This window comes from Proteus sp. TJ1640 (assembly GCF_003144445.1).
In the GTDB taxonomy this organism is placed as follows: Bacteria; Pseudomonadota; Gammaproteobacteria; order Enterobacterales; family Enterobacteriaceae; genus Proteus; species Proteus penneri.
Genome location: NZ_PENY01000006.1, coordinates 1 through 25,694, shown reverse-complemented (window position 1 = coordinate 25,694; position 25,694 = coordinate 1). Strand labels below are relative to the sequence as shown.

Annotated in this window: 19 protein-coding genes and 1 riboswitch; of the genes, 10 read left to right on the top strand and 9 right to left on the bottom strand. The window is 40.8% G+C overall.

Annotated elements, in window-relative coordinates:
- The first annotated feature begins 55 nt into the window (after positions 1-55).
- From rpoB to DK861_RS01655, 4 genes are all read left to right on the top strand, one after another.
- Positions 56-4,084, top strand: a complete 4,029-nt coding sequence (gene rpoB / locus DK861_RS01670) for a DNA-directed RNA polymerase subunit beta (RefSeq protein WP_072064766.1) — start codon at positions 56-58, stop codon at positions 4,082-4,084.
- Positions 4,085-4,206: 122 nt separating this feature from the next.
- Entirely contained in the window at positions 4,207-8,433 is a 4,227-nt protein-coding gene (gene rpoC, locus DK861_RS01665) for a DNA-directed RNA polymerase subunit beta' (protein WP_109399076.1), read from the top strand.
- A gap of 80 nt (positions 8,434-8,513) precedes the next feature.
- The gene (locus DK861_RS01660) at positions 8,514-9,869 is read left to right on the top strand and encodes a polysaccharide deacetylase family protein (protein WP_109399075.1); all 1,356 of its coding nucleotides are present in this window, start codon (positions 8,514-8,516) and stop codon (positions 9,867-9,869) included.
- Positions 9,870-10,056: 187 nt separating this feature from the next.
- A complete protein-coding gene (locus tag DK861_RS01655) occupies positions 10,057-11,052 on the top strand; it encodes an Rpn family recombination-promoting nuclease/putative transposase (RefSeq protein ID WP_109399074.1) in 996 nt (331 codons plus the stop codon).
- Positions 11,053-11,288: 236 nt separating this feature from the next.
- Here DK861_RS01655 and thiH read toward each other — a convergent pair whose 3' ends face one another.
- From thiH to DK861_RS01620, 7 genes are all read right to left on the bottom strand, one after another.
- A complete protein-coding gene (thiH, locus tag DK861_RS01650) occupies positions 11,289-12,407 on the bottom strand; it encodes a 2-iminoacetate synthase ThiH (protein WP_109399073.1) in 1,119 nt (372 codons plus the stop codon).
- The gene (locus tag DK861_RS01645) at positions 12,407-13,186 is read right to left on the bottom strand and encodes a thiazole synthase (RefSeq protein WP_109399072.1); all 780 of its coding nucleotides are present in this window, start codon (positions 13,184-13,186) and stop codon (positions 12,407-12,409) included. Before DK861_RS01645 ends, thiH begins: the two co-directional genes overlap by 1 nt.
- A gap of 1 nt (position 13,187) precedes the next feature.
- Positions 13,188-13,388: a sulfur carrier protein ThiS gene (gene thiS, locus DK861_RS01640; protein WP_006534717.1), complete on the bottom strand. Its 201-nt coding sequence runs from the start codon at positions 13,386-13,388 to the stop codon at positions 13,188-13,190.
- Positions 13,385-14,134 carry a HesA/MoeB/ThiF family protein gene (locus tag DK861_RS01635; RefSeq protein WP_072064755.1) on the bottom strand — a complete coding sequence of 250 codons (750 nt, stop codon included), beginning with the start codon at positions 14,132-14,134 and terminating at the stop codon, positions 13,385-13,387. Before DK861_RS01635 ends, thiS begins: the two co-directional genes overlap by 4 nt.
- Positions 14,128-14,775, bottom strand: a complete 648-nt coding sequence (gene thiE / locus DK861_RS01630) for a thiamine phosphate synthase (protein WP_109399071.1) — start codon at positions 14,773-14,775, stop codon at positions 14,128-14,130. The genes DK861_RS01635 and thiE overlap by 7 nt, the downstream gene beginning before the upstream one ends.
- Positions 14,759-16,711, bottom strand: a complete 1,953-nt coding sequence (thiC, locus tag DK861_RS01625) for a phosphomethylpyrimidine synthase ThiC (RefSeq protein WP_109399070.1) — start codon at positions 16,709-16,711, stop codon at positions 14,759-14,761. The genes thiE and thiC overlap by 17 nt, the downstream gene beginning before the upstream one ends.
- A gap of 141 nt (positions 16,712-16,852) precedes the next feature.
- Positions 16,853-16,975, bottom strand: a riboswitch (TPP riboswitch).
- A 44-nt stretch (positions 16,976-17,019) separates the two neighbouring features.
- Entirely contained in the window at positions 17,020-17,700 is a 681-nt protein-coding gene (locus DK861_RS01620; protein WP_072064751.1) for an HAD family hydrolase, read from the bottom strand.
- A 147-nt stretch (positions 17,701-17,847) separates the two neighbouring features.
- Between DK861_RS01620 and nudC the strand changes: the two genes are divergently transcribed.
- The 6 genes from nudC to DK861_RS01590 all read left to right on the top strand — a co-directional run bounded on the left by nudC (position 17,848) and on the right by DK861_RS01590 (position 22,291).
- Positions 17,848-18,633, top strand: coding sequence for an NAD(+) diphosphatase (gene nudC / locus DK861_RS01615; RefSeq protein ID WP_109399198.1), 786 nt, complete (start codon positions 17,848-17,850; stop codon positions 18,631-18,633).
- Between the two features lie 88 nt (positions 18,634-18,721).
- Positions 18,722-19,795, top strand: coding sequence for a uroporphyrinogen decarboxylase (hemE, locus tag DK861_RS01610; protein WP_072064749.1), 1,074 nt, complete (start codon positions 18,722-18,724; stop codon positions 19,793-19,795).
- On the top strand, positions 19,788-20,456 hold the full coding sequence (gene nfi / locus DK861_RS01605) for a deoxyribonuclease V (protein ID WP_109399069.1): 669 nt from the start codon (positions 19,788-19,790) through the stop codon (positions 20,454-20,456). The genes hemE and nfi overlap by 8 nt, the downstream gene beginning before the upstream one ends.
- A gap of 74 nt (positions 20,457-20,530) precedes the next feature.
- A complete protein-coding gene (locus DK861_RS01600; RefSeq protein WP_109399068.1) occupies positions 20,531-21,121 on the top strand; it encodes a YjaG family protein in 591 nt (196 codons plus the stop codon).
- A 190-nt stretch (positions 21,122-21,311) separates the two neighbouring features.
- Positions 21,312-21,584, top strand: coding sequence for an HU family DNA-binding protein (locus DK861_RS01595; protein WP_004246922.1), 273 nt, complete (start codon positions 21,312-21,314; stop codon positions 21,582-21,584).
- Positions 21,585-21,628: 44 nt separating this feature from the next.
- Positions 21,629-22,291, top strand: coding sequence for a DUF1481 domain-containing protein (locus tag DK861_RS01590; protein ID WP_239452121.1), 663 nt, complete (start codon positions 21,629-21,631; stop codon positions 22,289-22,291).
- Positions 22,292-22,318: 27 nt separating this feature from the next.
- On the opposite strand, the gene purD is transcribed toward DK861_RS01590, so the two are convergent.
- A complete protein-coding gene (purD, locus tag DK861_RS01585; protein ID WP_109399066.1) occupies positions 22,319-23,608 on the bottom strand; it encodes a phosphoribosylamine--glycine ligase in 1,290 nt (429 codons plus the stop codon).
- Between the two features lie 12 nt (positions 23,609-23,620).
- Complete coding sequence (purH, locus tag DK861_RS01580) at positions 23,621-25,210, bottom strand: bifunctional phosphoribosylaminoimidazolecarboxamide formyltransferase/IMP cyclohydrolase (RefSeq protein WP_006534734.1); 1,590 nt, start codon at positions 25,208-25,210, stop codon at positions 23,621-23,623.
- Positions 25,211-25,694: the final 484 nt, after the last annotated feature.

Sequence of the window (25,694 nt, the reverse complement as noted above, 5' to 3'; positions counted from 1 at the left end):
CTTAATAACTAAGGGTAGGCAGAGTGGGTCACTTTTCAGCGAGCTGAGGAACCCTATGGTTTACTCCTATACCGAGAAAAAACGTATTCGTAAGGATTTTGGTAAACGTCCACAAGTTCTGGATGTTCCCTATCTCCTTTCTATCCAACTTGACTCGTTCCAGAAGTTCATCGAGCAAGATCCTGATGGCCAAAACGGTCTGGAAGCAGCTTTCCGTTCCGTATTCCCTATCCAAAGCTATAGTGGCAATGCTGAATTACAGTATGTCAGCTACCGCTTAGGCGAGCCTGTTTTTGATGTTAAAGAATGTCAGATCCGCGGTGTAACTTATTCTGCACCTTTGCGTGTAAAACTGCGTCTGGTCATTTATGAACGTGAAGCCCCAGAAGGCACCGTTAAAGACATCAAAGAACAAGAAGTCTATATGGGTGAAATCCCATTAATGACCGATAACGGTACCTTTGTAATCAATGGTACTGAACGTGTTATCGTTTCCCAGTTACACCGTAGCCCTGGTGTGTTCTTTGATAGTGACAAAGGTAAAACACACTCATCTGGTAAGGTACTGTATAACGCACGTATTATCCCTTATCGTGGCTCATGGTTAGACTTCGAATTCGACCCTAAAGATAACCTTTTTGTCCGTATTGACCGTCGCCGTAAATTACCTGCGACTATCATTTTACGCGCAATGAACTACAGCACCGAAGAAATCTTAGGTTTATTCTTCGAAAAAACATTGTTTGAAATCAGCAACAACAAGCTGATGATGACATTAGTGCCTGAACGTCTGCGTGGTGAAACTGCTTCATTTGATATTGAAGCAAACGGCAAAGTGTATGTCGAAAAAGGCCGTCGTATTACCGCTCGCCATATTCGTCAATTAGAAAAAGAGCAAATTGACCGCATTGAAGTACCTGTTGAATACATTGCAGGTAAAGTGGTTGCTCGTGACTATATTGATGAAGCGACAGGTGAACTGATTTGTGCTGCTAACATGGAAATCTCTTTAGATGTGTTAGCTCGCTTAAGTCAAGCTGGTCATAAAACGATTGAAACGCTGTTTACCAATGACTTAGATCATGGTGCTTATATTTCAGAAACTGTTCGCGTCGATCCTACCAATGATCGTTTAAGTGCATTAGTTGAAATCTATCGCATGATGCGTCCTGGTGAACCACCTACACGCGAAGCTGCAGAAAACTTATTTGAGAACTTATTCTTCTCTGAAGATCGTTATGATCTGTCTGCTGTGGGCCGTATGAAATTCAACCGTTCTTTAGGCCGCGACGAAGTTGAAGGTTCTGGCATCTTAAGCCAAGAAGATATCATTGAAGTAATGAAAAAACTGATTGATATCCGTAATGGTAAAGGTGAAGTGGATGATATCGACCACTTAGGTAACCGTCGTATTCGTTCTGTTGGCGAAATGGCTGAAAACCAATTCCGTGTTGGTCTGGTGCGTGTTGAGCGTGCAGTTAAAGAACGTCTGTCTTTAGGCGATCTTGATGCATTAATGCCACAAGATATGATCAACGCAAAACCGATTTCTGCTGCTGTCAAAGAGTTCTTTGGCTCTAGCCAGTTATCACAGTTTATGGATCAGAATAACCCGCTATCAGAAATTACGCACAAACGTCGTATTTCTGCATTAGGCCCAGGTGGTTTGACCCGTGAACGTGCAGGCTTTGAAGTTCGAGACGTACACCCAACTCACTACGGTCGTGTGTGCCCAATCGAAACGCCTGAAGGTCCAAACATCGGTCTGATCAACTCATTATCTGTTTATGCACAGACTAACGAGTACGGTTTCCTTGAAACGCCTTACCGTGTTGTTGAAAATAACGCTGTAACAGATGAAATTCACTATCTGTCTGCAATCGAAGAAGGTAACTTCATCATTGCTCAGGCTAACTCCGTATTAGACGATGACAATCACTTCGTTGAAGAATTAGTTACTTGCCGCCATAAAGGTGAGTCAAGCTTATTTAGTCGTGACCAAGTTCAGTACATGGACGTTTCAACCCAACAGGTTGTTTCTGTCGGTGCTTCACTGATCCCATTCCTTGAACACGATGACGCCAACCGTGCATTGATGGGTGCGAACATGCAACGTCAGGCTGTTCCTACACTTCGTGGTGATAAACCACTAGTAGGTACAGGTATGGAGCGTGCTGTAGCGGTTGACTCCGGTGTTACTGCGGTTGCTAAACGTGGTGGTGTTGTTCAGTATGTTGATGCTTCTCGTATCGTTATCAAAGTTAACGAAGAAGAGACTTACGCTGGTGAAGCGGGCATTGATATCTATAGCTTGACTAAATACACCCGTTCTAACCAGAACACATGTATTAACCAAACTCCTTGCGTATCTTTAGGTGAACCTGTTGATCGCGGTGATGTGTTAGCTGATGGTCCTTCAACAGACCTTGGTGAGTTAGCATTAGGTCAAAACATGCGCGTGGCATTTATGCCATGGAATGGTTATAACTACGAGGACTCCATCCTTGTATCTGAGCGTGTTGTTCAAGAAGATCGTTTCACAACTATCCACATTCAAGAACTGGCTTGTGTCTCTCGTGATACTAAGTTAGGGCCTGAAGAGATCACTGCTGATATCCCGAACGTCGGTGAAGCTGCGTTATCTAAACTGGATGAATCAGGTATCGTTTATATCGGTGCTGAAGTGAAAGGCGGTGACATTCTGGTTGGTAAAGTAACACCTAAAGGTGAAACTCAACTGACTCCAGAAGAGAAACTGCTGCGTGCTATCTTCGGTGAAAAAGCGTCTGATGTTAAAGATTCTTCTCTGCGTGTTCCTAATGGTGTGTCTGGTACAGTTATCGACGTACAAGTCTTCACCCGTGATGGCGTAGAAAAAGATAAACGTGCATTAGAAATCGAAGAGTCACAGTTACGTGAAGTTAAGAAAGACTTAACTGAAGAACTGCGTATCTTTGAAGCTGGTCTATTCGCTCGTATCCGTGGTGTTCTGATTGCTGGCGGTATTGAAGCTGAGAAATTAGATAAATTACCTCGCGAACGTTGGTTAGAACTGGGTATTGCGGATGAAGAGAAGCAAAACCAGTTAGAACAATTAGCTGAACAGTATGATGAACTGAAAGCTGAGTTCGCGAAGAAACTGGAAGCTAAACGTCGTAAAATCACTCAAGGTGATGATTTGGCACCAGGCGTGCTGAAAATCGTTAAGGTTTACCTAGCGGTTAAACGTCAGATCCAACCTGGTGATAAGATGGCGGGTCGTCATGGTAACAAGGGTGTTATCTCTAAGATTAACCCAATTGAAGACATGCCATACGATGAAAACGGCAACCCGGTTGACCTCGTACTGAACCCACTGGGTGTTCCATCACGTATGAACATCGGTCAGATCCTTGAAACTCACTTGGGTATGGCTGCTAAAGGTATCGGTGATAAGATCAATGCGATGCTGAAACAGCAACAAGAAGTTGCTAAATTACGTGAATTTATCCAGAAAGCTTACGATCTGGGTATGGCACCTCGTCAGAAAGTTGATCTGGACACCTTCAGCGATGAAGAAGTGTTACGTCTGGCTGAAAACCTGAAAAAAGGTATGCCAACCGCAACACCAGTGTTCGATGGTGCAGAAGAAATGGAAATTAAAGAGATGCTGAAATTAGCTGATCTTCCAACTTCTGGTCAGATTACACTTTTCGATGGTCGTACAGGTGAACAATTTGAGCGTCCAGTAACTGTTGGTTACATGTACATGCTGAAACTGAACCACTTAGTTGATGATAAGATGCACGCCCGTTCAACCGGTTCGTACAGCTTAGTTACTCAGCAACCTCTTGGTGGTAAAGCTCAGTTTGGTGGACAGCGTTTCGGGGAGATGGAAGTGTGGGCACTGGAAGCATACGGTGCAGCTTATACTCTTCAAGAAATGCTTACTGTTAAGTCGGATGACGTTAACGGTCGTACCAAAATGTACAAAAACATCGTTGATGGTAACCATCAGATGGAACCAGGTATGCCAGAGTCGTTCAACGTATTGTTGAAAGAGATCCGTTCACTGGGTATCAACATCGAATTGGAAGACGAATAACGGATTCCATATAGACAGACTGCTAGAGATGGCAGTCTGTCAAACAGTGACTACACTGGTTTAAAGGGGTGAATGACAGGGGTCATTTGCCTGGCAGGTCTAACTCCGACAGGAGCCATTTCGTGAAAGACTTATTAAAGTTTCTGAAAGCGCAAACCAAGACCGAAGAGTTTGATGCGATCAAAATTGCTCTGGCATCACCTGATATGATCCGTTCATGGTCATTCGGTGAAGTTAAAAAGCCAGAAACAATTAACTACCGTACGTTCAAGCCAGAACGTGACGGTCTTTTCTGTGCCCGTATTTTCGGACCAGTAAAAGATTACGAATGTTTGTGTGGTAAATACAAACGTTTAAAACACCGTGGTGTTATCTGTGAGAAGTGTGGCGTTGAAGTTACACAAACTAAAGTTCGTCGTGAACGTATGGGTCACATCGAATTAGCTTCTCCAGTTGCTCACATTTGGTTCTTGAAATCACTGCCGTCCCGTATCGGTCTGCTGCTGGATATGCCACTGCGCGATATTGAACGTGTACTGTATTTCGAATCTTACGTTGTTGTTGAAGGCGGGATGACTAGCCTTGAACGTGGTCAAATCTTAACAGAAGAGCAATACCTCGATGCATTAGAAGAATTCGGTGACGAATTTGATGCGAAGATGGGTGCTGAAGCTGTTCAGAACCTCTTACAGAGCATGGATCTGGAACAAGAGTGTGAAACGCTACGTGAAGAGTTAAACGAAACTAACTCTGAAACTAAACGTAAGAAACTGACTAAACGTATCAAGTTACTTGAAGCGTTCATGCAATCAGGCAATAAACCTGAGTGGATGATCTTAACTGTACTGCCTGTGTTACCACCAGACTTACGTCCACTGGTTCCACTTGATGGCGGTCGTTTTGCGACATCTGACCTGAACGATTTATATCGTCGTGTGATCAACCGTAACAACCGTTTAAAACGTCTGCTTGATTTAGCAGCGCCAGATATCATCGTACGTAATGAAAAACGTATGTTGCAAGAGTCTGTGGATGCGTTATTAGATAATGGTCGTCGTGGTCGTGCGATTACAGGTTCGAACAAACGTCCTCTGAAATCTTTGGCTGATATGATCAAAGGTAAACAAGGTCGTTTCCGTCAAAACCTGTTAGGTAAACGTGTTGACTATTCTGGTCGTTCTGTAATCACCGTTGGTCCATACCTGCGTCTGCATCAGTGTGGTCTGCCGAAGAAAATGGCGCTTGAGTTATTCAAACCATTTATTTACGGAAAACTGGAAACCCGTGGTTTAGCGACAACAATCAAAGCCGCTAAAAAAATGGTTGAGCGCGAAGAAGCGATTGTTTGGGATATCTTAGATGAAGTTATCCGTGAACATCCAGTGATGCTAAACCGTGCACCAACACTTCACCGTTTAGGTATTCAGGCATTTGAACCAATCCTTATCGAAGGTAAAGCTATTCAGTTACACCCACTCGTTTGTGCGGCATACAACGCCGACTTCGATGGTGACCAAATGGCGGTTCACGTACCATTGACATTAGAAGCACAGCTAGAAGCTCGTGCGCTGATGATGTCAACAAATAACATCCTGTCTCCAGCAAGTGGTGACCCAATCATCGTTCCTTCACAGGACGTTGTATTAGGTCTTTACTACATGACTCGTGACTGCATTAATGCCAAAGGTGAAGGCATGGTGCTAAGTGGCCCTAAAGAAGCTGAACGCGTTTATCGCGCTGGTTTAGCCTCTTTACACGCACGCGTTAAAGTACGTATCACTGAAGAGATCAAAGATGGCGAAGGTAACATCACCACTGAAACTAGCTTAAAAGATACCACTATCGGCCGAGCTATTTTATGGATGATCGTACCAAAAGGTCTACCTTACGCGCTGGTTAACCAACCATTAGGTAAGAAAGCAATTTCTAAAATGCTGAATACCTGTTATCGCGTATTAGGCTTGAAGCCAACTGTTATTTTTGCTGACCAAATCATGTATACCGGTTTTGCTTACGCAGCACGTTCAGGTGCTTCAGTAGGTATCGATGACATGGTTATCCCTGCGAAAAAAGCAGAGATCATTGCAGAAGCAGAAGCAGAAGTTGCAGAAATTCAGGAACAGTTCCAATCCGGTCTGGTAACAGCGGGCGAACGTTACAACAAAGTCATCGATATTTGGGCTGCGGCGAATGAGCGCGTAGCAAAAGCGATGATGGAAAACCTGTCTACTGAAACCGTTATTAACCGTAATGGTGAAGAAGAACAACAAGTATCTTTCAACAGCATCTTTATGATGGCTGACTCCGGTGCTCGTGGTTCTGCAGCTCAGATCCGTCAGTTAGCAGGTATGCGTGGTCTGATGGCTAAGCCAGATGGCTCAATCATCGAGACACCAATCACAGCGAACTTCCGTGAAGGTCTGAACGTACTCCAGTACTTCATCTCAACCCACGGTGCTCGTAAAGGTCTTGCGGATACCGCACTGAAAACAGCAAACTCCGGTTACTTGACTCGTCGTTTAGTTGACGTTGCACAAGACTTAGTTGTCACAGAAGACGACTGTGGTACAACCGAAGGTGTTATGATGACTCCGGTTATCGAAGGTGGAGATGTTAAAGAGCCACTGCGTGAACGTGTATTAGGTCGTGTAGCTGCAGAAGATATTCTGAAACCAGGTACTGCCGATATCCTTGTTCCACGTAACACCCTGTTAAACGAAAAACTGTGTGACTTGTTAGAAGAAAACTCAGTTGACAGCGTGAAAGTACGTTCAGTTGTAACCTGTAACACAGACTTCGGTGTATGTGCTAAATGTTATGGTCGTGACCTTGCTCGTGGTCATATCATCAACAAAGGTGAAGCTATCGGTGTTATCGCGGCACAGTCAATCGGTGAACCAGGTACACAGTTAACGATGCGTACGTTCCACATCGGTGGTGCGGCATCTCGTGCGGCAGCAGAATCTAGTATTCAAGTACGTAACAAAGGTACTCTGAAGCTGTTCAATGCGAAGTTCATTACCAATACTGCGGGTAAATTAGTTATCACTTCTCGTAACACAGAATTACGTTTAATTGACGAATTCGGTCGTACGAAAGAGAGCTACAAAGTGCCTTACGGTGCTCAATTAGCGAAAGGTGATGGCGAAGCGGTTAACGGTGGCGAAACTGTTGCTAACTGGGATCCACATACAATGCCAGTTGTGAGTGAAGTATCTGGTATCATCCGTTTTGCTGACATGGTTGATGGTCAAACTATCACACGTCAAACAGATGAATTAACAGGTCTTTCTTCACTGGTTGTTCTGGATTCAGCAGAGCGTACAGGTAGCGGTAAAGATTTACGTCCAGCATTACGCATCACTGATGCACAAGGTAATGACGTATTAATTCCGAATACTGATATGCCAGCACAGTACTTCCTGCCAGGTAAAGCAATTGTTCAGTTAGACGATGGCATTACAATTAACGCAGGTGACACTTTAGCGCGTATTCCACAAGAATCAGGCGGTACTAAAGATATCACCGGTGGTCTGCCACGCGTTGCTGACCTGTTTGAAGCTCGTCGTCCGAAAGAGCCTGCAATCCTTGCTGAAATCAGCGGTATTGTATCGTTCGGTAAAGAGACTAAAGGTAAACGTCGTCTAGTTATTTCTCCATTAGACGGTAGCGATGCATACGAAGAGATGATCCCTAAATGGCGTCAGCTTAACGTATTCGAGGGTGAGGTTGTGGAACGCGGTGATGTTATCTCCGATGGCCCAGAGTCACCACACGACATTCTGCGCTTACGTGGTGTTCATGCGGTTACTCGCTATATCACTAACGAAGTACAGGAAGTTTACCGTTTACAAGGCGTTAAGATTAACGATAAACACATCGAAGTTATCGTTCGTCAGATGCTACGTAAAGTTACCATTGAGAACGCAGGAAGTTCTGAGTTCCTCGAAGGTGAACAGGTTGAATACGCTCGCGTTAAAGTGTCAAACCGTATTCTGGAAGAGGAAGGTAAAGTACCAGCAACGTATGCTCGTGATCTGTTAGGTATTACGAAAGCATCTCTGGCAACTGAATCTTTCATCTCTGCTGCATCGTTCCAAGAAACAACTCGTGTTCTGACTGAAGCGGCGGTAGCAGGTAAACGTGACGAATTACGTGGCTTGAAAGAGAACGTTATTGTTGGTCGCTTGATCCCAGCAGGTACAGGGTATGCGTATCACCAAGATCGTATGAAGCGTCGTCAATCACAACTGCCGACAGATGAAACTGAAACAACAATCAGTGCTGATGAAGCATCTGCGAACTTAGCAGAATTACTGAATGCTGGTTTTGGTGGATTAAAAGACTAAAATCTAATTTAGATTAGATTGAAATGCCCTCCATTGTGAGGGCATTTTTTGTTTCTGTTCTACAATAAGTAGGCGAAATGATGAGAATAATAACTAACGGATTGATTATCCTATTTTTTATTTTTACTGGTTTTACTTTTGCAACCTCTTTAGAAAGGGAAATACCAACAGAAACGCAATGGGATTTAGAAACTCCGACCACAACATTGATGCAGGTTCGCCAACAAAAAACCTTATATGCTTTTATTGGTAATAAATTAAGACCTGTTGCTGAGCTATATCCTAATCAGGGATTTTATGTTTCAGATGCGATAAATAATTACCATAAAATACAATTTGGAAATGCCCAAGGTTATTTGGAAGCAGGTTATTTAGAAGATGGTTACTTTGAAGATATTGCTTCTATTTCGGCTGATAAGAAAATACGTTTCTTATCAGATAGTACGAAGAAAACCGATTACCCTATCTATGGATATCTGATCACAACAAAAAACACCCCTATCTATAGTGATAAAGATATTGCTAGCCCACAAATAGCGACTCTCTTATCCAATTTACGTTATCCCGTACTCTCTCGCACAATAAAAGAAGAGGCTAATGGAAGTAAGATCAATTGGTTTGAAATCTCTTTAGGTGACCGCTTAGGTTATATTTCATCAAGGGATGTAAAGCCTGATTTAGGAATACCAATACTTACTTATCATCATATTCTCAAAGCAACGGAAAACCATAATTTTCGCCATACATCAACAACAACATCATTAACTGCCTTTACAGAGCAGATGAATTATTTAAAAGAAGCCGGATATGAAACGCTTTCACTAAATCAAGTTGCAGGCTATTTAAATAAGAGTATTAATTTACCAGGGAGAGCTGTTGCATTAACATTTGATGATGGTTTGCAATCCGTTTATCGCTATGCTTATCCTCTTTTAAAAGAAAATGGCCAACGTGCAACACTATTTGTTATCTCATCGCGGATAAAATCTAAAACGTCCAAATGGGCACCTAATTCATTACAGTTTATGAGTTGGCAGTCACTTAGATCGAGTCGTGATGTTTTTGATATTCAATCACACTCCCATTTTTTACATCGTTTAGATAATAATAAAAAACCTATTATCTTTAGCCGTCAGTCCCACACAATTATATTGGATTTGCAACGTTCACAACGTGTATTGAGCTTATTAAATCCACATCAATATGCATTTGCATATCCTTTTGGTGGATATAACCAAAGGGCAATTAATGCAGTCAAAGCATCAGGAATGACATTGGCAGTGACGACACAACAAGGAAAAGTACGTTTAGGTGATCCGCCTTTTGCTTTAAAACGACTCTATGCGTTAAGTACCGATCCAATTGAGAAATTTGCGAGGATGGTGGGCAATGATGAATATGAAGTAGTAAATAAAAATATCGTTGTCGATAAATAACTAAAGATGGTATATGAAATTATTAATAATTACCCTCGACAATTATCGAGGGTATTTTTCTATTATTACAAACTCATTTTAAATTAATAAATAACGTATATTTTTCAGATGATTATGATAATTTTTCAGTAAGGGGAATACATTTTTTTCTGTAAGCTGGCAGTCCAAATTCGGCATGGAGTCAGCTATGAATAAGCCCCTATCAATTTCTTCTCATGATTCTGCATTCAAACGTTTTATGATGAATGTCAGTAATGCCAAAGACTTTTTCTTTATCCATTTGTCTGAAGAATTAAAAAGCCAGTGTGATTTTTCGACTTTGCAATTACAGAATTCTTCTTTTATTGATATTAAATTACGTTCTCGTATGTCTGATATTTTATATTTGGTGAAAACCAAAGAGGGTGATGTGCCCATTTATTTATTGATAGAGCATCAATCTAGACCTGATAAAATGATAGCTTGGCGTATGATGCACTATGCATTTTGCACCATGAATCAGCATTTACAGCAAGGTTATAAGTCTTTGCCTCTCGTTGTTCCAATCTTGTTTTATCATGGAAAGAAGAAACCTTATCCTTTTCCTGTTAATTGGATGGAATGTTTTCCACTTTCTTCACTTGCTAATCATATTTATTCTAATGACTTTTCTTTAATTGATTTGACCTCGATTGATGATGATATTTTGCTGACACATAAAAAAGCGGCGGTAATGGAAATTGCAATGAAGCATGTTAATAGCTGTCATGATCTTAATAAGATTGCAATGCTATTATCAAAAGCCATAAATCAGAAAAACTGCAGAGATGAAGACACTGTTGCTGTTGTACAATATTTATTCTCAATCATGGATGCATCAGATTTCGAATTTATTATAAATAAGATAGCTGAACGAGTAGATAACCACAGAGAGACAATTATGAATATCGCATGGAGATTAGAAAATAAAGGGTTTAAATTAGGTATAGATGAAGGATTTGAAATAGGAAAAACTGAAGGTATTGAATTAGGGAAAACTGAAGGTATTGAAATAGGAAAAACTGAAGGTATTGAAATAGGAAGAAAATCAGTGCAATTAGAATTGGCACAAAAATTATTAAAAGAGAATTTTGATCTTCCATTTATCGAACGAATGTCTGGTTTAAGTCTACACGAGATTAAATTATTATTGATAGTCTCGTAAATATAATCAATAGCTATTATTAATTAAACACCAATAATTTATTAGAGTAACTTTTTATTTTATCTCTTTACGTATTTATTATAAATAGAATACTCCTTTCTATCATTTAAGAGGAGTATTCATATTTTATAACCGAGGGATTAATTACCATTCATCTCGATATTTAAAAGCAGCTTGATAATCATATTTATCTAACTAAATAAACTAAAGGTAGTTTTATATGATTTAAACTTTAATTAACGCCCCAAATAATTGTCCCAATCTTTCCATACGGGTTGTAATCCTCGTTCTTTTAATGCGTTAATCACATCATTAACATGGCGATTATCATTAGGCGAGAATTGTTCTAATTCTTCATGACTATCAGAATATCCTCCCGGTTGAGTTTTAGAGCCTGCGCTAATGTTATTAATGGCTAATGGCACTGTGTTATCACGAAAATAAGGGGATTCACGGGTTGAAAGTGAAAGTTCAACATCAGGTGCTAAAATACGAAAAGCACAGATCAATTGCACTAATTCCGCTTCACTCATTACTGATGCAGGGCTTAGTCCACCAGCACAAGGACGTAAACGAGGAAAAGAGATTGAATAACGGCTTTTCCAATAGCGTTTTTGTAAGAACAAGAGATGTTCTGCCACCATATAACAATCGCTACGCCACTGGCTTGAAAGACCAATCAATGCGCCTAAACCAATTTTATCAATTCCAGCTTGCCCTAATCTGTCAGGTGTTTGTAGTCGCCAATGGAAGTCCTGTTTTTTACCTTTTAGATGATGCAATTGATAGGTTGGTTCATGATAGGTTTCTTGATAAACCATCACGCCATCAATACCGAGTGTTTTTAACTCGGCATATTCTTCTGTAGCAAGAGGTTGAACTTCCATCATTAATAAACTGAAATGTTTTCGAATAAGAGGGATATATTGGCGAAAATAATCCATCCCCACTTTTCTTTGGTGTTCTCCAGTCACTAATAACAAGCTATCAAAACCTAATTGCCTGATGCTATTGCATTCAGCGATGATTTCACTTTCATTTAATGTTTTACGTTTAATGGCATTACTCATTGAAAAACCGCAATAAGTACAGTCATTCGCACATAAATTAGAAAGGTAAAGTGGCACATACAATCCTACGACATTACCAAAACGCTGACGCGTTAATTGTTGAGCGCGTTGTGCCATTGGCTCTAAATAATGACGACCCGCGGGTGAAATCAGCGCCATAAAATCATCAAGTGTCAGCGTGTGGCGATTTAATGCGACTTCAACATCCGCATTGGTTTTACTATTAAGTTTTAGTGTAATGTCATCCCAATCAAGTTGTTGCCAATAATCAGAAAAAGTGTCCATTAGAATGCCTCTAAATATTGAGTTAATGGACTAGAAGCCTGTGCTTGCATATTTACAACTGAAGCAGGTGTAGCAAGTCCTGATTGTCGAGCAAGTTCACCCGCCTCAAGCGCTGCTTTAAATGCTTGTGCCATTAGAATAGGATTTTTTGCAACAGCAATTGCGGTATTAACCAATACGGCATCAGCCCCTAACTCTAAAGCGTCGAGTGCATGACTTGGTGCACCAATTCCGGCATCGACAACAACAGGAATTGAGGCTTGTTCAATGATAATTTGTAGAAAGTCACGAGTCTGTAAGCCTTGATTGGAGCCAATAGGGGAGCCTAAAGGCATCACAGCGGCGCAGCCAACTTCTTCTAAACGACGACATAAAACAGGATCTGCACTGCAATAAGGCAAAACAATAAAACCTTCTTTAACGAGGAGCTCAGCGGCTTTAAGTGTTTCAATAGGATCGGGTAGTAAATATTTAGTATCAGGATGAATTTCTAATTTTACCCAATGGGTGCCAAAGGCTTCTTTGGCTAAACGAGCCGCAAAAATAGCTTCTTGTGCTGTTTTTGCGCCAGAAGTATTAGGTAATAATTTTACTCCTAATGATTTAAGTGGTGCGATTAGATCATCATTACCATTTTTTAGATCTACACGTTTCATGGCCATCGTGACTAATTGGCTACCTGAAGCCTTAATAGCTTCTGTCATTAGTGTTGATGTCGCAAATTTCCCTGTGCCTGTAAATAGTCTAGATGTGAATGTTGTATCAGCAATTTTTAACATATCAGCCCCCTGCAATTGCTTGGAAGAGAAGAATAGTATCGCCATCATTGATAAAATGTGTTTCCCAATTTTCACGGGGAACAATGGTTTCATTGATAGCAAGCGCTACACCAATTGGTGGTTGCTCTAACTGAATAAGGAGCTGACAGATGGTGACAGGCATATCCAGAGAATATTGTTCGTCATTTACGGTGATGTTCATGCTACCCCTCGACAAACAGGACATGTTTTTGATGGTGTTAAACGCAAAGTACTCCAATTTTGTTTTCTACCATCGAAAAGGCGAAGTTTTCCACTCAGAGAGCAGGGTAAACCAGAAAGCAATTTAATTGCTTCAAGTGCCTGAAGTGTGCCAATTACACCCACAACAGGGCCTAGAATTCCAGCTGTTTTGCAGTTTCTTTGTGGTTCAGTTTCATCAGGATACAGGCAGTGATAACAGCCATAAGTAAAAGGAGGTTCAAACACCATAAGCTGGCCACTAAACCCTACGGCACTGCCACTGATAAGTGAAGTTTGCTGTGCGACACAAGCACGGTTAATCGCTTGGCGTGTAAGCATGTTATCTGTGCAATCTAAAACTAAATCGACCTCTTTAACTAATTTATATAATGAATCATCATTAATACGTTGTTTATAAGAGGTAATTTTTATATCCGGATTTAATGCAAGGAGAGACTGCTTTGCGACCTCTGATTTTGCATCAGGAATATCTTGGGTACGATAAAGAATTTGACGCTGTAGATTAGAAACATGTAACTCATCATCATCAACTAAAATAAGTTCGCCAACACCTGCACCTGCAAGATAAAGAGAAGCAGGAGAGCCTAATCCACCCAGACCAACAATTAAGACTTTAGCGCATTGAAGTTTATTTTGACCTTCTAAGCCAATATCTTCTAACATCACTTGTCGGCTATAACGCATAAAATCATTATCATTTAGCATGATGGTTTTCCTTCTACTAATTCTAATAATTTACGAGTCACTTGTTGCCAATCTGGTGCTTTTGTTATTGCACTGACTAAGGCAACACTCCCAACACCAGTTGCAACAACATCAGGCACTCTTTCTAGTGAGATCCCACCAATAGCAACAGTGGGAAAATCAGGCGTCTGTTCTACTTGATGTTTGAGTGCTTTCAAACCTTGAGGCTTAGATGGCATCTCTTTTGTTGTGGTTGGAAATATATGCCCTAATGCGATGTAAGATGGGTATAACGCTTTTGCTTTTTGTAATTCCGCTTCATCGTGAGTGGAAATACCAAGGCGTAATCCTGCATGTTTAATAGCATTAAGGTCAGCAATATCAAGATCTTCTTGACCAAGATGAACACCATAAGCCTGATGTTTAATGGCAAGTTGCCAATAATCATTGATAAACAGTCTTGCGTGATACTGTTTACCTAGTTTTATTGCCTCGATGATCTCTTGTTCAACGTCTTCTGGCTGTTTATCTTTTATACGCAATTGAAGTGTGGTAACGCCTGTTTTTAACAGGCGTTCTATCCATTCAATAGAATCAACAACGGGGTAAAGCCCAAGCTTTTTTTCTGTTGATGCAAACGGTGTGTTAGAGGATTTGTTCATTTTCAGTCACCTCAACCCTGGCGATTTCTGCACCGTGGTATAATTCACTGCCGTGCTCTTTAAAGGCTTGAGACATTTGTTCCATACCAGCTGCATAATCACGTACTTCTTGCGTTATCTTCATTGAACAGAATTTAGGACCACACATTGAGCAAAAGTGAGCCACTTTACCTGATGCTTGAGGCAAGGTTTCGTCGTGATATTGACGTGCGGTTTCAGGATCAAGCGCCAAATTAAATTGATCTTCCCATCTAAACTCAAATCGCGCTTTTGACATTGCATTATCACGAATTTGAGCGCCAGGATGTCCTTTAGCTAAATCGGCAGCATGAGCAGCGATTTTGTAAGTAATAAGGCCTTGTTTTACATCTTCTTTATTTGGTAAGCCAAGATGTTCTTTTGGCGTAACATAACAGAGCATTGCACAACCAAACCAGCCAATCATTGCTGCACCAATACCTGATGTGAAGTGATCGTAACCTGGTGCAATATCCGTAGTAAGAGGGCCTAATGTATAAAAGGGTGCTTCATGACAATGCTCTAATTCTTCTGTCATATTGCGGCGGATCATCTGCATTGGAACGTGGCCAGGGCCTTCTATCATGACTTGCACGTCATATTCCCATGCAATTTTTGTTAGTTCACCTAATGTATGTAACTCAGCAAATTGTGCTTCATCGTTTGCATCTTGAATTGAACCTGGTCTTAACCCATCGCCCAGTGAAAGGGAAACATCATAAGCGGTACAAATTTCACAGATTTCACGGAAATGTTCGTAGAGGAAATTTTCTTTGTGATGTGATAAACACCATTTCGCCATTATTGAACCGCCACGAGACACAATACCGGTTAGGCGTTTTGCCGTCATTGGCACATAACGTAACAATACACCTGCATGAATAGTAAAGTAATCAACCCCTTGCTCTGCTTGCTCAAGTAACGTATCGCGGAACATTTCCCAAGTGAGATCTTCAGCAATACCGTTAACTTTTTCGAGTGCTTGATAAATGGGAACTGTGCCGATAGGAACAGGGCTATTGCGAATGATCCATTCACGCGTTTCATGAATGTAACGACCTGTTGAGAGATCCATTACGGTATCTGCTCCCCAGCGTGTAGACCAAATTAGCTTTTCAACTTCCTCTTCAATCGAAGACGTTACAGAAGAATTTCCGATATTGGCATTCACTTTCACTAAGAAATTACGCCCAATAATCATCGGTTCTGATTCTGGGTGATTAATATTGGCGGGAATAATGGCTCGACCAGCGGCAACTTCTTGGCGCACAAATTCAGGCGTAATATTGTCAGGGAGATGAGCCCCAAAGCTAAAGCCTGCATGCTGTTGGCGTAAAACTTCGCTACGAATTCTCTCGCGCCCCATATTTTCACGAATCGCAATAAACTCCATTTCAGGTGTGATAATACCTTTTCGAGCATAATGCAATTGCGTCACGCTTTTCCCCTTTAGCGCTTTTTTAGGGCTTGGTTTTAACGGGAAACGCAGATGCTCTAATCCTGCATCAGAAAGACGTTGTTGCGTGAAATCAGAGCTTAAGAGTGAAAGTGCTTCAGTATCGTTACGCTCATCAATCCATGGTTGGCGTATTTTTTTTAAGCCAAGATTAACGTCGAGTTGAGAAGCTGGATCGCCATAAGGGCCAGAAGTGTCATATACGGGAACAGGTTCATTATCTTCAAAAACAGGGTTTTCTTTTGATCCGCCTACCAATGTTTTATCAAGCTGGATCTCACGCATTGGTACTTGAATATCGCTACGAGAGCCTTCAAGGTAAATACGTTTTGAATTTGGGAAACTTACGCCTTGAATGGTGCTAATAAACTCTTGAGCAGCATCACGCTGTTCTTTTCGTGGGCGTTGTTTGTTGTTTGTTGGTGAAATATCTTTAACGGATATAGTTTGATTTTGGGACATAGCATTTCCTAATAAATATCATGCAGGCTAATCGCCTGTCGGGTGAATATTGAGAAAAATGCTTGTCTGGAGGTCGCAGGGAGTATCGACAGATAGGTGTATATGGGAGTGTAAAAAATATACGTAATAAAGCTATCAAAAGGTCGAATCACTCTTGTTCCCTTCGCGGGTATTAACCCGATCAGGTTCCGCGGATCCCGAATTAACGGTCTCAGCCTGTGTTTATAATAGCCTTATAAACACTAGGCACTCCGACAAGAAGAAGTCCAGTATATGAAAGATTTTGAAAACTACAAGTCTGACATGGGTTATTTATTTAAATTCCAATGTTGCTGTTTCCAGTTTTTCATGTGTGAAATTTGAGCTAACTGTTCATCTGGATTGATAACTGTGACGTTATCAGCTTGATAACACAATGGGAGGTCATTAGCAGAGTCCGTATAGAAATAAACATAAGTATTGTTAATGTTATTGGCTTCTTTCCATTGATTTAGACGCTGCACCTTTCCTTCTCGAAATGTAGGTGTACCTTCAATATATCCAGTGTAATAATTATCTTTAATTTGCATATCAATGCCCATTGAAATATCTGCATTGAGTTGTTTTGCAATAGCGTGAACGAGAAAAGACATTGTTGCTGAAATAATTATAACAGGAATATTTTGCTGTCGATATTGTGTAATTATTGATATTCCTTCTGGGTAAAATAGTGGCTGAACTTTTGTTTCAGTAAAGTCATTAACCCAATGATTTATTTTGTTTATATCATGATGTTTAAAATAAGATAAATGTTGATAAAGATATTGATTCATATCCAATTTTTCAGCGTAATAGTCTGCAATCATCTGCTCATCTAGTTTTAGGAAATGAGGATCAGTGACTATTTTTTTATCCCATAAATAGCGTGTCCATAAACGACTAGAATCACCCGCTAAAAGCGTTTCATCTAAATCAAAAATCGCAATTTTATTTTTGGTTTTATCTATCATGCTAGTATTCCTTTATTATAAATATAATTTATAAAATTCCTTTTTGAATGTTAATAAATTATAGAGAATAATCATAATACATTGAGAGGGTCTAACTAAAGAGAGTATCCTCTATTCTATATCATTATTTTGGATAGAATGGTCGTTATGCATTTATATACATTAACAGGCTCAGAAAAGGGCTGGTGGACAGTCAGTCTTGGTGGGCGGGTGTGGTTGCCTAGAGGTGAACTTCCGTTTGGTTTAGCTAAAGATTGGGATCTCATTGGTCAGCACGCCAAAATTGTGGGTGAGTGGCAAGGTGAAACAGTTTGGCTTATTCATGGAAAAATGGATAACGATATGTGTTCACCAAGGCTTATCGCCTCACAAGATGAAAACTTATTTAAATTAGTCGGCCGTGGTGTCCAACTGGCTGAGTTTTATCGTTCTCACCGTTTTTGTGGTTATTGTGGTTCTAAAATGCGCCATAGCGAGAGTGAATGGGCGTGTTTATGCGATAACTGTCATGAACGTTATTACCCACAAATTGCCCCTTGTATTATTGTGGGTATTCGTCATGAAGATAAAATTTTACTCGCACATCATGTTAGGCATAAACATTCCCCGCTTTATACTGTGCTCGCTGGTTTTGTTGAGGTTGGTGAAACCTTAGAAGAGGCCGTCGCTCGCGAAGTATTTGAAGAAAGTAATATTCGTATTCGCAATATTCGCTATGTATCTTCTCAGCCTTGGCCGTTCCCTCATTCTTTAATGATGGGCTTTTTAGCTGATTATGATGGTGGTGAGCTACGTCATGATCCTTCTGAATTAACCAGTGCGGCTTGGTATCGTTACGATCAGCTACCACAGATCCCACCGCCAGATACTATTGCGCGACGCTTGATAGAAGATACGATAGCGAATATTAGACAAGATAAAGAAAAGAACTAAATAAAGACGTTGTCTGCCAACAGTTATTTTTCCAGCATGTTACAATGCATGCTATTTTGCGGCCCTATTACTGTTAATGGAGTTAGTCATGAGTGAGTTGAAAAACGACCGCTATTTACGTGCGCTGTTGCGCCAACCTGTTGATGTCACCCCAGTTTGGATGATGCGTCAGGCAGGCAGATATCTTCCTGAATATAAGGAAACACGGGCACAGGCGGGGGATTTCATCTCATTGTGCAAAAATACAGAATTGGCATGCGAAGTGACATTACAGCCTTTAAGACGCTTCCCTTTAGATGCCGCTATTTTATTTTCTGATATTTTAACTATTCCTGATGCTATGGGATTAGGTCTTTACTTTGAAACGGGTGAAGGCCCTCGTTTTAAATCACCAATAAAGAGTCTTGCCGATATTCAAAAACTGCCAATCCCTGATCCTGAAGATGAACTTGGCTATGTAATGAATGCAGTACGTGCAATTCGTCATGCATTGCAAGGCAGTGTGCCATTAATCGGTTTTTCAGGGAGTCCTTGGACGCTGGCAACCTATATGGTGGAAGGTGGAAGTAGTAAGGCCTTCACAAAAATTAAAAAAATGATGTACGCAGAGCCACAAGCACTACATCTATTACTGGATAAACTCGCAGATAGCGTTATCCTTTATCTGAATGCTCAAATTAAAGCGGGCGCACAATCCATCATGATCTTTGATACATGGGGTGGTGTGCTAACAGGACGTGATTACCAACTTTTCTCATTACACTATATGCATAAGATTGTTGATGGTCTTATCCGTGAATATGATGGAAGAAAAGTGCCAGTTACTTTATTTACCAAAGGTGGCGGTCGCTGGTTAGAAGCGATGGCGGCGACAGGTTGCGATGCATTAGGGCTAGATTGGACGATTGATATTGAAGATGCACGTCGTCGAGTGGGGGATAAAGTTGCGCTACAAGGTAATATGGATCCTTCTATGCTGTATGCACCACCTGCCAGAATAGAACAAGAAGTCGAAACTATTTTGGCTGGGTTTGGTAAAGGCAACGGTCATGTCTTTAATCTTGGGCACGGTATTCATCAAGATGTTCCACCTGAACATGCTGGTGCATTTATTGATGCGGTTCACCGTTTATCGAAGCCTTATCATCAGGATAATGATTAATACCCAACAATTACGTCAGGAGCAGACAGAAAAAGCTCAACAAATTATTTTGACAGACCAATTTACAATGCCTACTTATATTGCTGGCGCTGACGTTGGTTTTGAAGATGGTGGCGCAGTCACTCGCGCTGCCATCGTGATAATGCATTATCCTTCTTTTAAAATTCTTGAATACCAAATCGCGCGAATACCTACAACTCTTCCTTACATCCCAGGTTTGCTTTCATTTAGAGAGTGTCCAGCGTTATTGACTGCTTGGCAATTAATCAAACAAAAGCCTTCTCTTATTTTTGTCGATGGGCAAGGTATTGCTCATCCAAGAAGGCTAGGTGTTGCCAGCCATTTTGGTTTATTAGTGGATACACCGACTATTGGCGTAGCAAAAAGTCGTTTATGTGGTATTGATAAAGCAGTCAATGAAGAAATGGGAAGCTATGAGCCATTAATGGATAAGAATGAGCAAATAGGGTGGATCTATCGTAGTAAGAAAAAATGCAAACCCCTGTATATATCTCCGGGTCATAAAGTGAGTATGAAAGGCGCTTTGCAGTGGGTTGAGATGTGTATGAAAGGGTATCGATTACCAGAACCAACGCGTTGGGCTGATGGTATTGCTTCAAATAGGCGATTATTTGAGCAATTGAATAAGAATAAGCTCTAAATGACCGGGAAATATGTGGATATTTTTAATTTTCAGGTAAACTGCGCCTAAGTTAAGAAAATGAGTAATCACGAATGTTGAAGAACCCAATCCATTTACGTTTAGAAAAGCTAGAGGCTTGGCAACACCTGACGTTTATGGCGTGCCTGTGTGAGCGAATGTACCCAAATTATCAGGTATTTTGTCGCGAAACAGGATTTGCTGATCCAACGCTTTATCGCCGTATTCTCGATCTGGTTTGGGAAACTTTAACGGTGAAAGATGTAAAGGTTAATTTTGATTCTCAATTAGAGAAATTAGAAGAAGCGATCCCTGATGCATCTCAGTTTGATATTTATGGTGTCTATCCTGCGATTGACGCCTGTGTTGCGCTTAGTGAAATTGTTCACTCTCGTTTAAGCGGTGAATCGTTAAGTCACGCTATTGAAGTGAGCAAATTATCAGTAGGGACAGTTGCTTCACTTGAAATGACACAAGCAGAAAGAGAAATGAGTGAAGAAGAGCTTAGGTCGCTACCTGCTGTTATTGAAGAATTCGATATCCAATGGGAAATTTACCGTCTACTTGTAGAGTGTGAAGAAAGAGATATCGAGCTGATTAAAGGTCTACGTGCAGACCTTCGTGAAGCAGGAATGAGCAATATCGGTATAGAATTAACGCACTAAATCAGAAAAACGTGATTTAGTGCTTGAAAAGCGACGTTTAAAGACTTCACATCACCCCCGTGTATGTTCTACATTGGGTACGAAAAGAAGTGGCTCAGGTGTTTTACTTAATTCATCTTTTTAAAAAGATAAGTTAAGTTTTTTCACCAGATGTTTTTCAAACGATAAAACATACTTTAAGGACTATTTTATGAACAAAGCTGAATTAACCGAATCAGTTGCTGAAAAAGCGGATCTGACAAAAACTCAGGCAAAAGCTGCTATTGAAGCGTTTATCGACTCAGTAACAGGAGCTCTGAAAGAAGGCGATTCTGTACAGTTAGTTGGTTTCGGTACATTCAAGGTAAATCACCGTGCTGAGCGTACTGGTCGTAACCCTCAAACTGGTAAAGAAATTAAAATTGCAGCAGCTAACGTTCCTGCATTTACTGCCGGTAAAGCACTGAAAGACGCAGTAAAATAATTCCTTTGAACGGAATGAACAATAGAGGGGGATTTACTCCCCTTTTGTTGAAACGACAGGGGCTGTTAGCAATAGGATCTGCTTTTTTGCTCAGCGCCTGCTCTTCTACTGTGCAACTCCCTGAATTTTCTGCAACAGGTTATATTGCGGACGAAGGTGTTGTACGTCTATGGCGTCTAAATAATAAAACGTCAGAACCTCAAGTGATCATGAGTGTTTATAGCTTTTATAAAAAGCCAGAAACTGTCATCACATTTTATGAGTATCGCCAAAATAAACTTTGGCAAATCCGCTCTGAAGTTATTAATCGTAACGATCCTTCATCTTGGCACCTTCGTTTAAACAAACGTGGTGAAGTTATTTTCATGCAACAAGAAAGCCAGAAGCAAAAACGCGCGTTAACAGACGATGAACGTTTAAGAATGGTATTTGCTGCAAATAAAGAGCGTGAAATCAGTGAAGCACTTACTATTGGAAAAGTGAACTTAGTACAGGGTGTCTGGTATCAAAATACAATGACAACATGTGCTGGTGAGAAAGTGAGTGTTTCATTTGAAGGCCCAGAGCAACGCTGGTTAAAAACAAGGACACGTAATTCAAGTAAACCTTCTTATGTTGCTTGGCTTGATTCACCAGAAGGTAAACAGTTGCTTATGGTAGCCGACCATGATTTCTGTAAATGGGAGCCAACAAAAGAGAGCTTGTGATCACTCCCTTCTGCTGTATTTAGTCACTTACTTCTTTAAACGCGCAATTGCACGATAGCCAATATCATGGCGATAAAAACTTCCATCCCAATGAATACTTTTTGCTAAGGCATAAGCATTTTTTTGAGCTTGTTCGATATCATCACCTAATGCAGTTGCACATAGTACTCGCCCGCCGGCAGTGACTACCTCGCCTTTGTCATTGAGTGTTGTTCCCGCTTGAAATATTTTTGCTGTTGTTGATGATGTCGGTGTTAATCCTTCGATAACATCACCTTGGCGATAATCAGCAGGATAGCCGCCGGCTGCAATCACAATTCCTAAAGCTGGACGAGGATCCCAAACAGAATCTTTATCTTTTAAATTGCCTTTTGCTCCAGCTAAACAAAGCTCAACTAAGTCAGATTGCATACGCATCATAATAGGTTGGGTTTCTGGATCGCCAAAACGACAGTTAAATTCGATAACTTTCGCAACGCCTTGTTTATCAATCATTAGTCCAGCATAAAGAAAACCCTGATAACGATGACCTTCAGAAGCCATGCCTTTTACTGTTGGGTAAATGATTTTTTTCATTACTTGCTGGTGGATCTCATTAGTGACAACGGGGGCAGGCGAGTAAGCGCCCATCCCACCAGTATTAGGACCAGTATCACCATCACCAACACGTTTATGATCTTGACTTGTTGCCATTGGAATAACGTGCTCACCATCAACCATGACAATAAAACTGGCTTCTTCGCCATCAAGAAATTCTTCAATAACAATGCGATGCCCAGCATCTCCAAAGGCATTACCTGCTAGCATATCTTTTATGGCATTTTCAGCCTCAGATTGCGTCATTGCAACAATAACGCCTTTACCTGCGGCTAAACCATCGGCTTTAATAACAATCGGCGCGCCTACTTTATTGAGATACTCAAGTGCTGGCGCTATTTCTGTAAAATTTTGATAATCCGCAGTTGGGATTTTATGACGGGCTAAAAAATCTTTTGTGAAGGCTTTAGAACCTTCTAATTGCGCCGCTCCTTTTGTTGGACCAAAGATGGTCAGCCCCGCTTCTTTAAATGCATCGACAACACCAATAACCAGTGGTGCTTCTGGGCCTACGATAGTTAAATCAATTTGATTTTCGAGGGCAAAAGCGACCAATGTAGGAATATCTGTTGCACTAATAGCCACATTCTCAACACCATTTTCTAATGCTGTACCTGCATTACCGGGGGCAACAAAAACCTGTGTTGCAAGCGGTGATTGAGCTACTTTCCATGCTAAAGCGTGCTCACGACCGCCATTACCAATAATCAAAATCTTCATATCAATACCCTATTAATGACGGAAGTGACGCATATTGGTGAAAATCATTGCGATGTTGTGTTCATTAGCCGCGGCAATCACTTCATCATCACGAATTGAGCCACCAGGTTGAATAACACAAGTCACACCGGCAACTGCTGCCGCATCAATGCCATCTCTGAATGGGAAGAATGCATCTGAAGCCATCGCGCAACCTGCAACTTCTAAACCTTCATCAGCAGCTTTTATACCTGCAATTTTTGCAGAATACACTCTGCTCATTTGTCCTGCGCCAATACCGACTGTCATATCGTTTTTAGCGTAAACAATGGCATTTGATTTTACGAATTTAGCCACTTTCCAGCAGAAGAGTGCATCTTTAAGTTCACGTTCACTTGGTTGGCGTTGAGTAACTACTCTTAAGTTTTCTTCTTTAACCATGCCTAAATCACGATCTTGCACTAAAAGCCCACCGTTAACTCGTTTGAAGTCAAAAGCAGGTTTTGGCTCTTGCCACTGGCCACAAGCTAATACCCGAACATTTGGTTTCGTTTCTAAAATTGGTAGTGCATCTTCATTAATAGAAGGAGCAATGATCACTTCAACAAACTGACGTTCGATGATTGCACTAGCTGTTTTTGCATCTAAAGGCCGATTGAATGCGATAATGCCACCAAATGCAGAGGTTGGATCAGTTTTAAATGCATTGTCATACGCCTGTGTGAGCGTGCTCGCAATAGCTACACCACAAGGGTTTGCATGTTTCACAATAACACATGCAGGCTCGGAGAATGATTTCACACATTCTAATGCGGCATCAGTATCAGCGATGTTGTTATAAGAAAGCGCTTTGCCTTGTAATTGGTTTGCAGTAGCAATAGATGCTTCTTCTATATTCTCTTCTATATAGAAAGCAGCTTGCTGATGAGCATTTTCACCATAACGCATATCTTGTTTCTTTATATAGTTCAGATTTAAGGTACGAGGGAAAGTACCTGATGGTTGTGAAGTATCACCATAATAAGGTGCAACCTTCTGACCAAAGTAGTTAGCAATCATTCCGTCGTAAGCCGCTGTGTGTTCAAAGGCTTTAATCGCCAAATCAAAACGGGTATCTAAAGTAAGGCTATTTTCGTGATTATCCATTTCTTCAATCACTCTTTCATAGTCATTACTATTTACTACAATCGTAACGTCTTTATGATTTTTCGCTGCTGAGCGAACCATTGTTGGTCCACCGATATCAATATTTTCAACGGCATCTGCTAATGAGCAATCAGGGCGAGAGACTGTTTTAGCAAAGGGATAAAGATTCACTACGACCATATCGATAGGACGGATCTCATGTTCTTCCATTATTGCATCGTCTTGGCCACGGCGACCTAAAATGCCACCATGTACTTTAGGGTGTAGCGTTTTTACTCTGCCATCCATCATTTCTGGGAAACCGGTATAATCGGAAACTTCGATAACAGGTAAGCCAGCTTCTGCTAATAGACGTGCAGTTCCACCTGTAGATAATAGTTCTACGTTTCTTTCAACAAGCGCTTTAGCAAATTCTAAAATACCTGCTTTATCAGACACACTTAAAAGCGCACGGCGGATAGGACGAAGATGTTGCATGAGTTTTATCCCTTGGGTTTTTGGTATAACGGTAGTAATGATGAAGTTAAATCACATTAATACAGTGAAATTGTGTTTGCTTAACTAACATTTCAGAAGATGGACACAAAATCAATCTTACTTAATAAGCCCTCATAATAACGCAAACGATTGCGTTTGACATGCTAATTTTATGTAAAAAGGAAGACTGTGGATAAAATTGTTGATAAGTGCGTATAACTAGGGGTTTTGCTGTGGAATTAAGCAAACGATTTTTTTTCTTAAAAAAACTATTGCCAGCCTCAGAAAACTCCCTATAATGCGTCCTCGTTGTCACGGCACAGGGCGCTAAGCGAACTGACTGAGAGAACAAAAAATAAAGTGAAAAGCCTTGAAAATAAACGCTTGACACTGAATGAGGAAAATGTAGAATGCACCTCCTCGCAACAACGCAGAAGACCGGAAACGGCAGCGAATGTTGCACTGCTCTTTAACAAATTATCAG

What these genes read in the sequence shown, in the direction of transcription:
- rpoB (WP_072064766.1), top strand. Translation starts at nt 56, where the DNA reads ATGGTTTACTCCTATACCGAGAAAAAACGTATTCGTAAGGATTTTGGT.
- DK861_RS01660 (WP_109399075.1), top strand. Translation starts at nt 8,514, where the DNA reads ATGAGAATAATAACTAACGGATTGATTATCCTATTTTTTATTTTTACT.
- DK861_RS01655 (WP_109399074.1), top strand. Translation starts at nt 10,057, where the DNA reads ATGAATAAGCCCCTATCAATTTCTTCTCATGATTCTGCATTCAAACGT.
- thiH (WP_109399073.1), bottom strand. Translation starts at nt 12,407, where the DNA reads ATGGACACTTTTTCTGATTATTGGCAACAACTTGATTGGGATGACATT.
- DK861_RS01645 (WP_109399072.1), bottom strand. Translation starts at nt 13,186, where the DNA reads ATGTTAAAAATTGCTGATACAACATTCACATCTAGACTATTTACAGGC.
- thiS (WP_006534717.1), bottom strand. Translation starts at nt 13,388, where the DNA reads ATGAACATCACCGTAAATGACGAACAATATTCTCTGGATATGCCTGTC.
- DK861_RS01635 (WP_072064755.1), bottom strand. Translation starts at nt 14,134, where the DNA reads ATGCTAAATGATAATGATTTTATGCGTTATAGCCGACAAGTGATGTTA.
- thiE (WP_109399071.1), bottom strand. Translation starts at nt 14,775, where the DNA reads ATGAACAAATCCTCTAACACACCGTTTGCATCAACAGAAAAAAAGCTT.
- thiC (WP_109399070.1), bottom strand. Translation starts at nt 16,711, where the DNA reads ATGTCCCAAAATCAAACTATATCCGTTAAAGATATTTCACCAACAAAC.
- DK861_RS01620 (WP_072064751.1), bottom strand. Translation starts at nt 17,700, where the DNA reads ATGATAGATAAAACCAAAAATAAAATTGCGATTTTTGATTTAGATGAA.
- nudC (WP_109399198.1), top strand. Translation starts at nt 17,848, where the DNA reads ATGCATTTATATACATTAACAGGCTCAGAAAAGGGCTGGTGGACAGTC.
- hemE (WP_072064749.1), top strand. Translation starts at nt 18,722, where the DNA reads ATGAGTGAGTTGAAAAACGACCGCTATTTACGTGCGCTGTTGCGCCAA.
- nfi (WP_109399069.1), top strand. Translation starts at nt 19,788, where the DNA reads ATGATTAATACCCAACAATTACGTCAGGAGCAGACAGAAAAAGCTCAA.
- DK861_RS01600 (WP_109399068.1), top strand. Translation starts at nt 20,531, where the DNA reads ATGTTGAAGAACCCAATCCATTTACGTTTAGAAAAGCTAGAGGCTTGG.
- DK861_RS01595 (WP_004246922.1), top strand. Translation starts at nt 21,312, where the DNA reads ATGAACAAAGCTGAATTAACCGAATCAGTTGCTGAAAAAGCGGATCTG.
- purD (WP_109399066.1), bottom strand. Translation starts at nt 23,608, where the DNA reads ATGAAGATTTTGATTATTGGTAATGGCGGTCGTGAGCACGCTTTAGCA.
- purH (WP_006534734.1), bottom strand. Translation starts at nt 25,210, where the DNA reads ATGCAACATCTTCGTCCTATCCGCCGTGCGCTTTTAAGTGTGTCTGAT.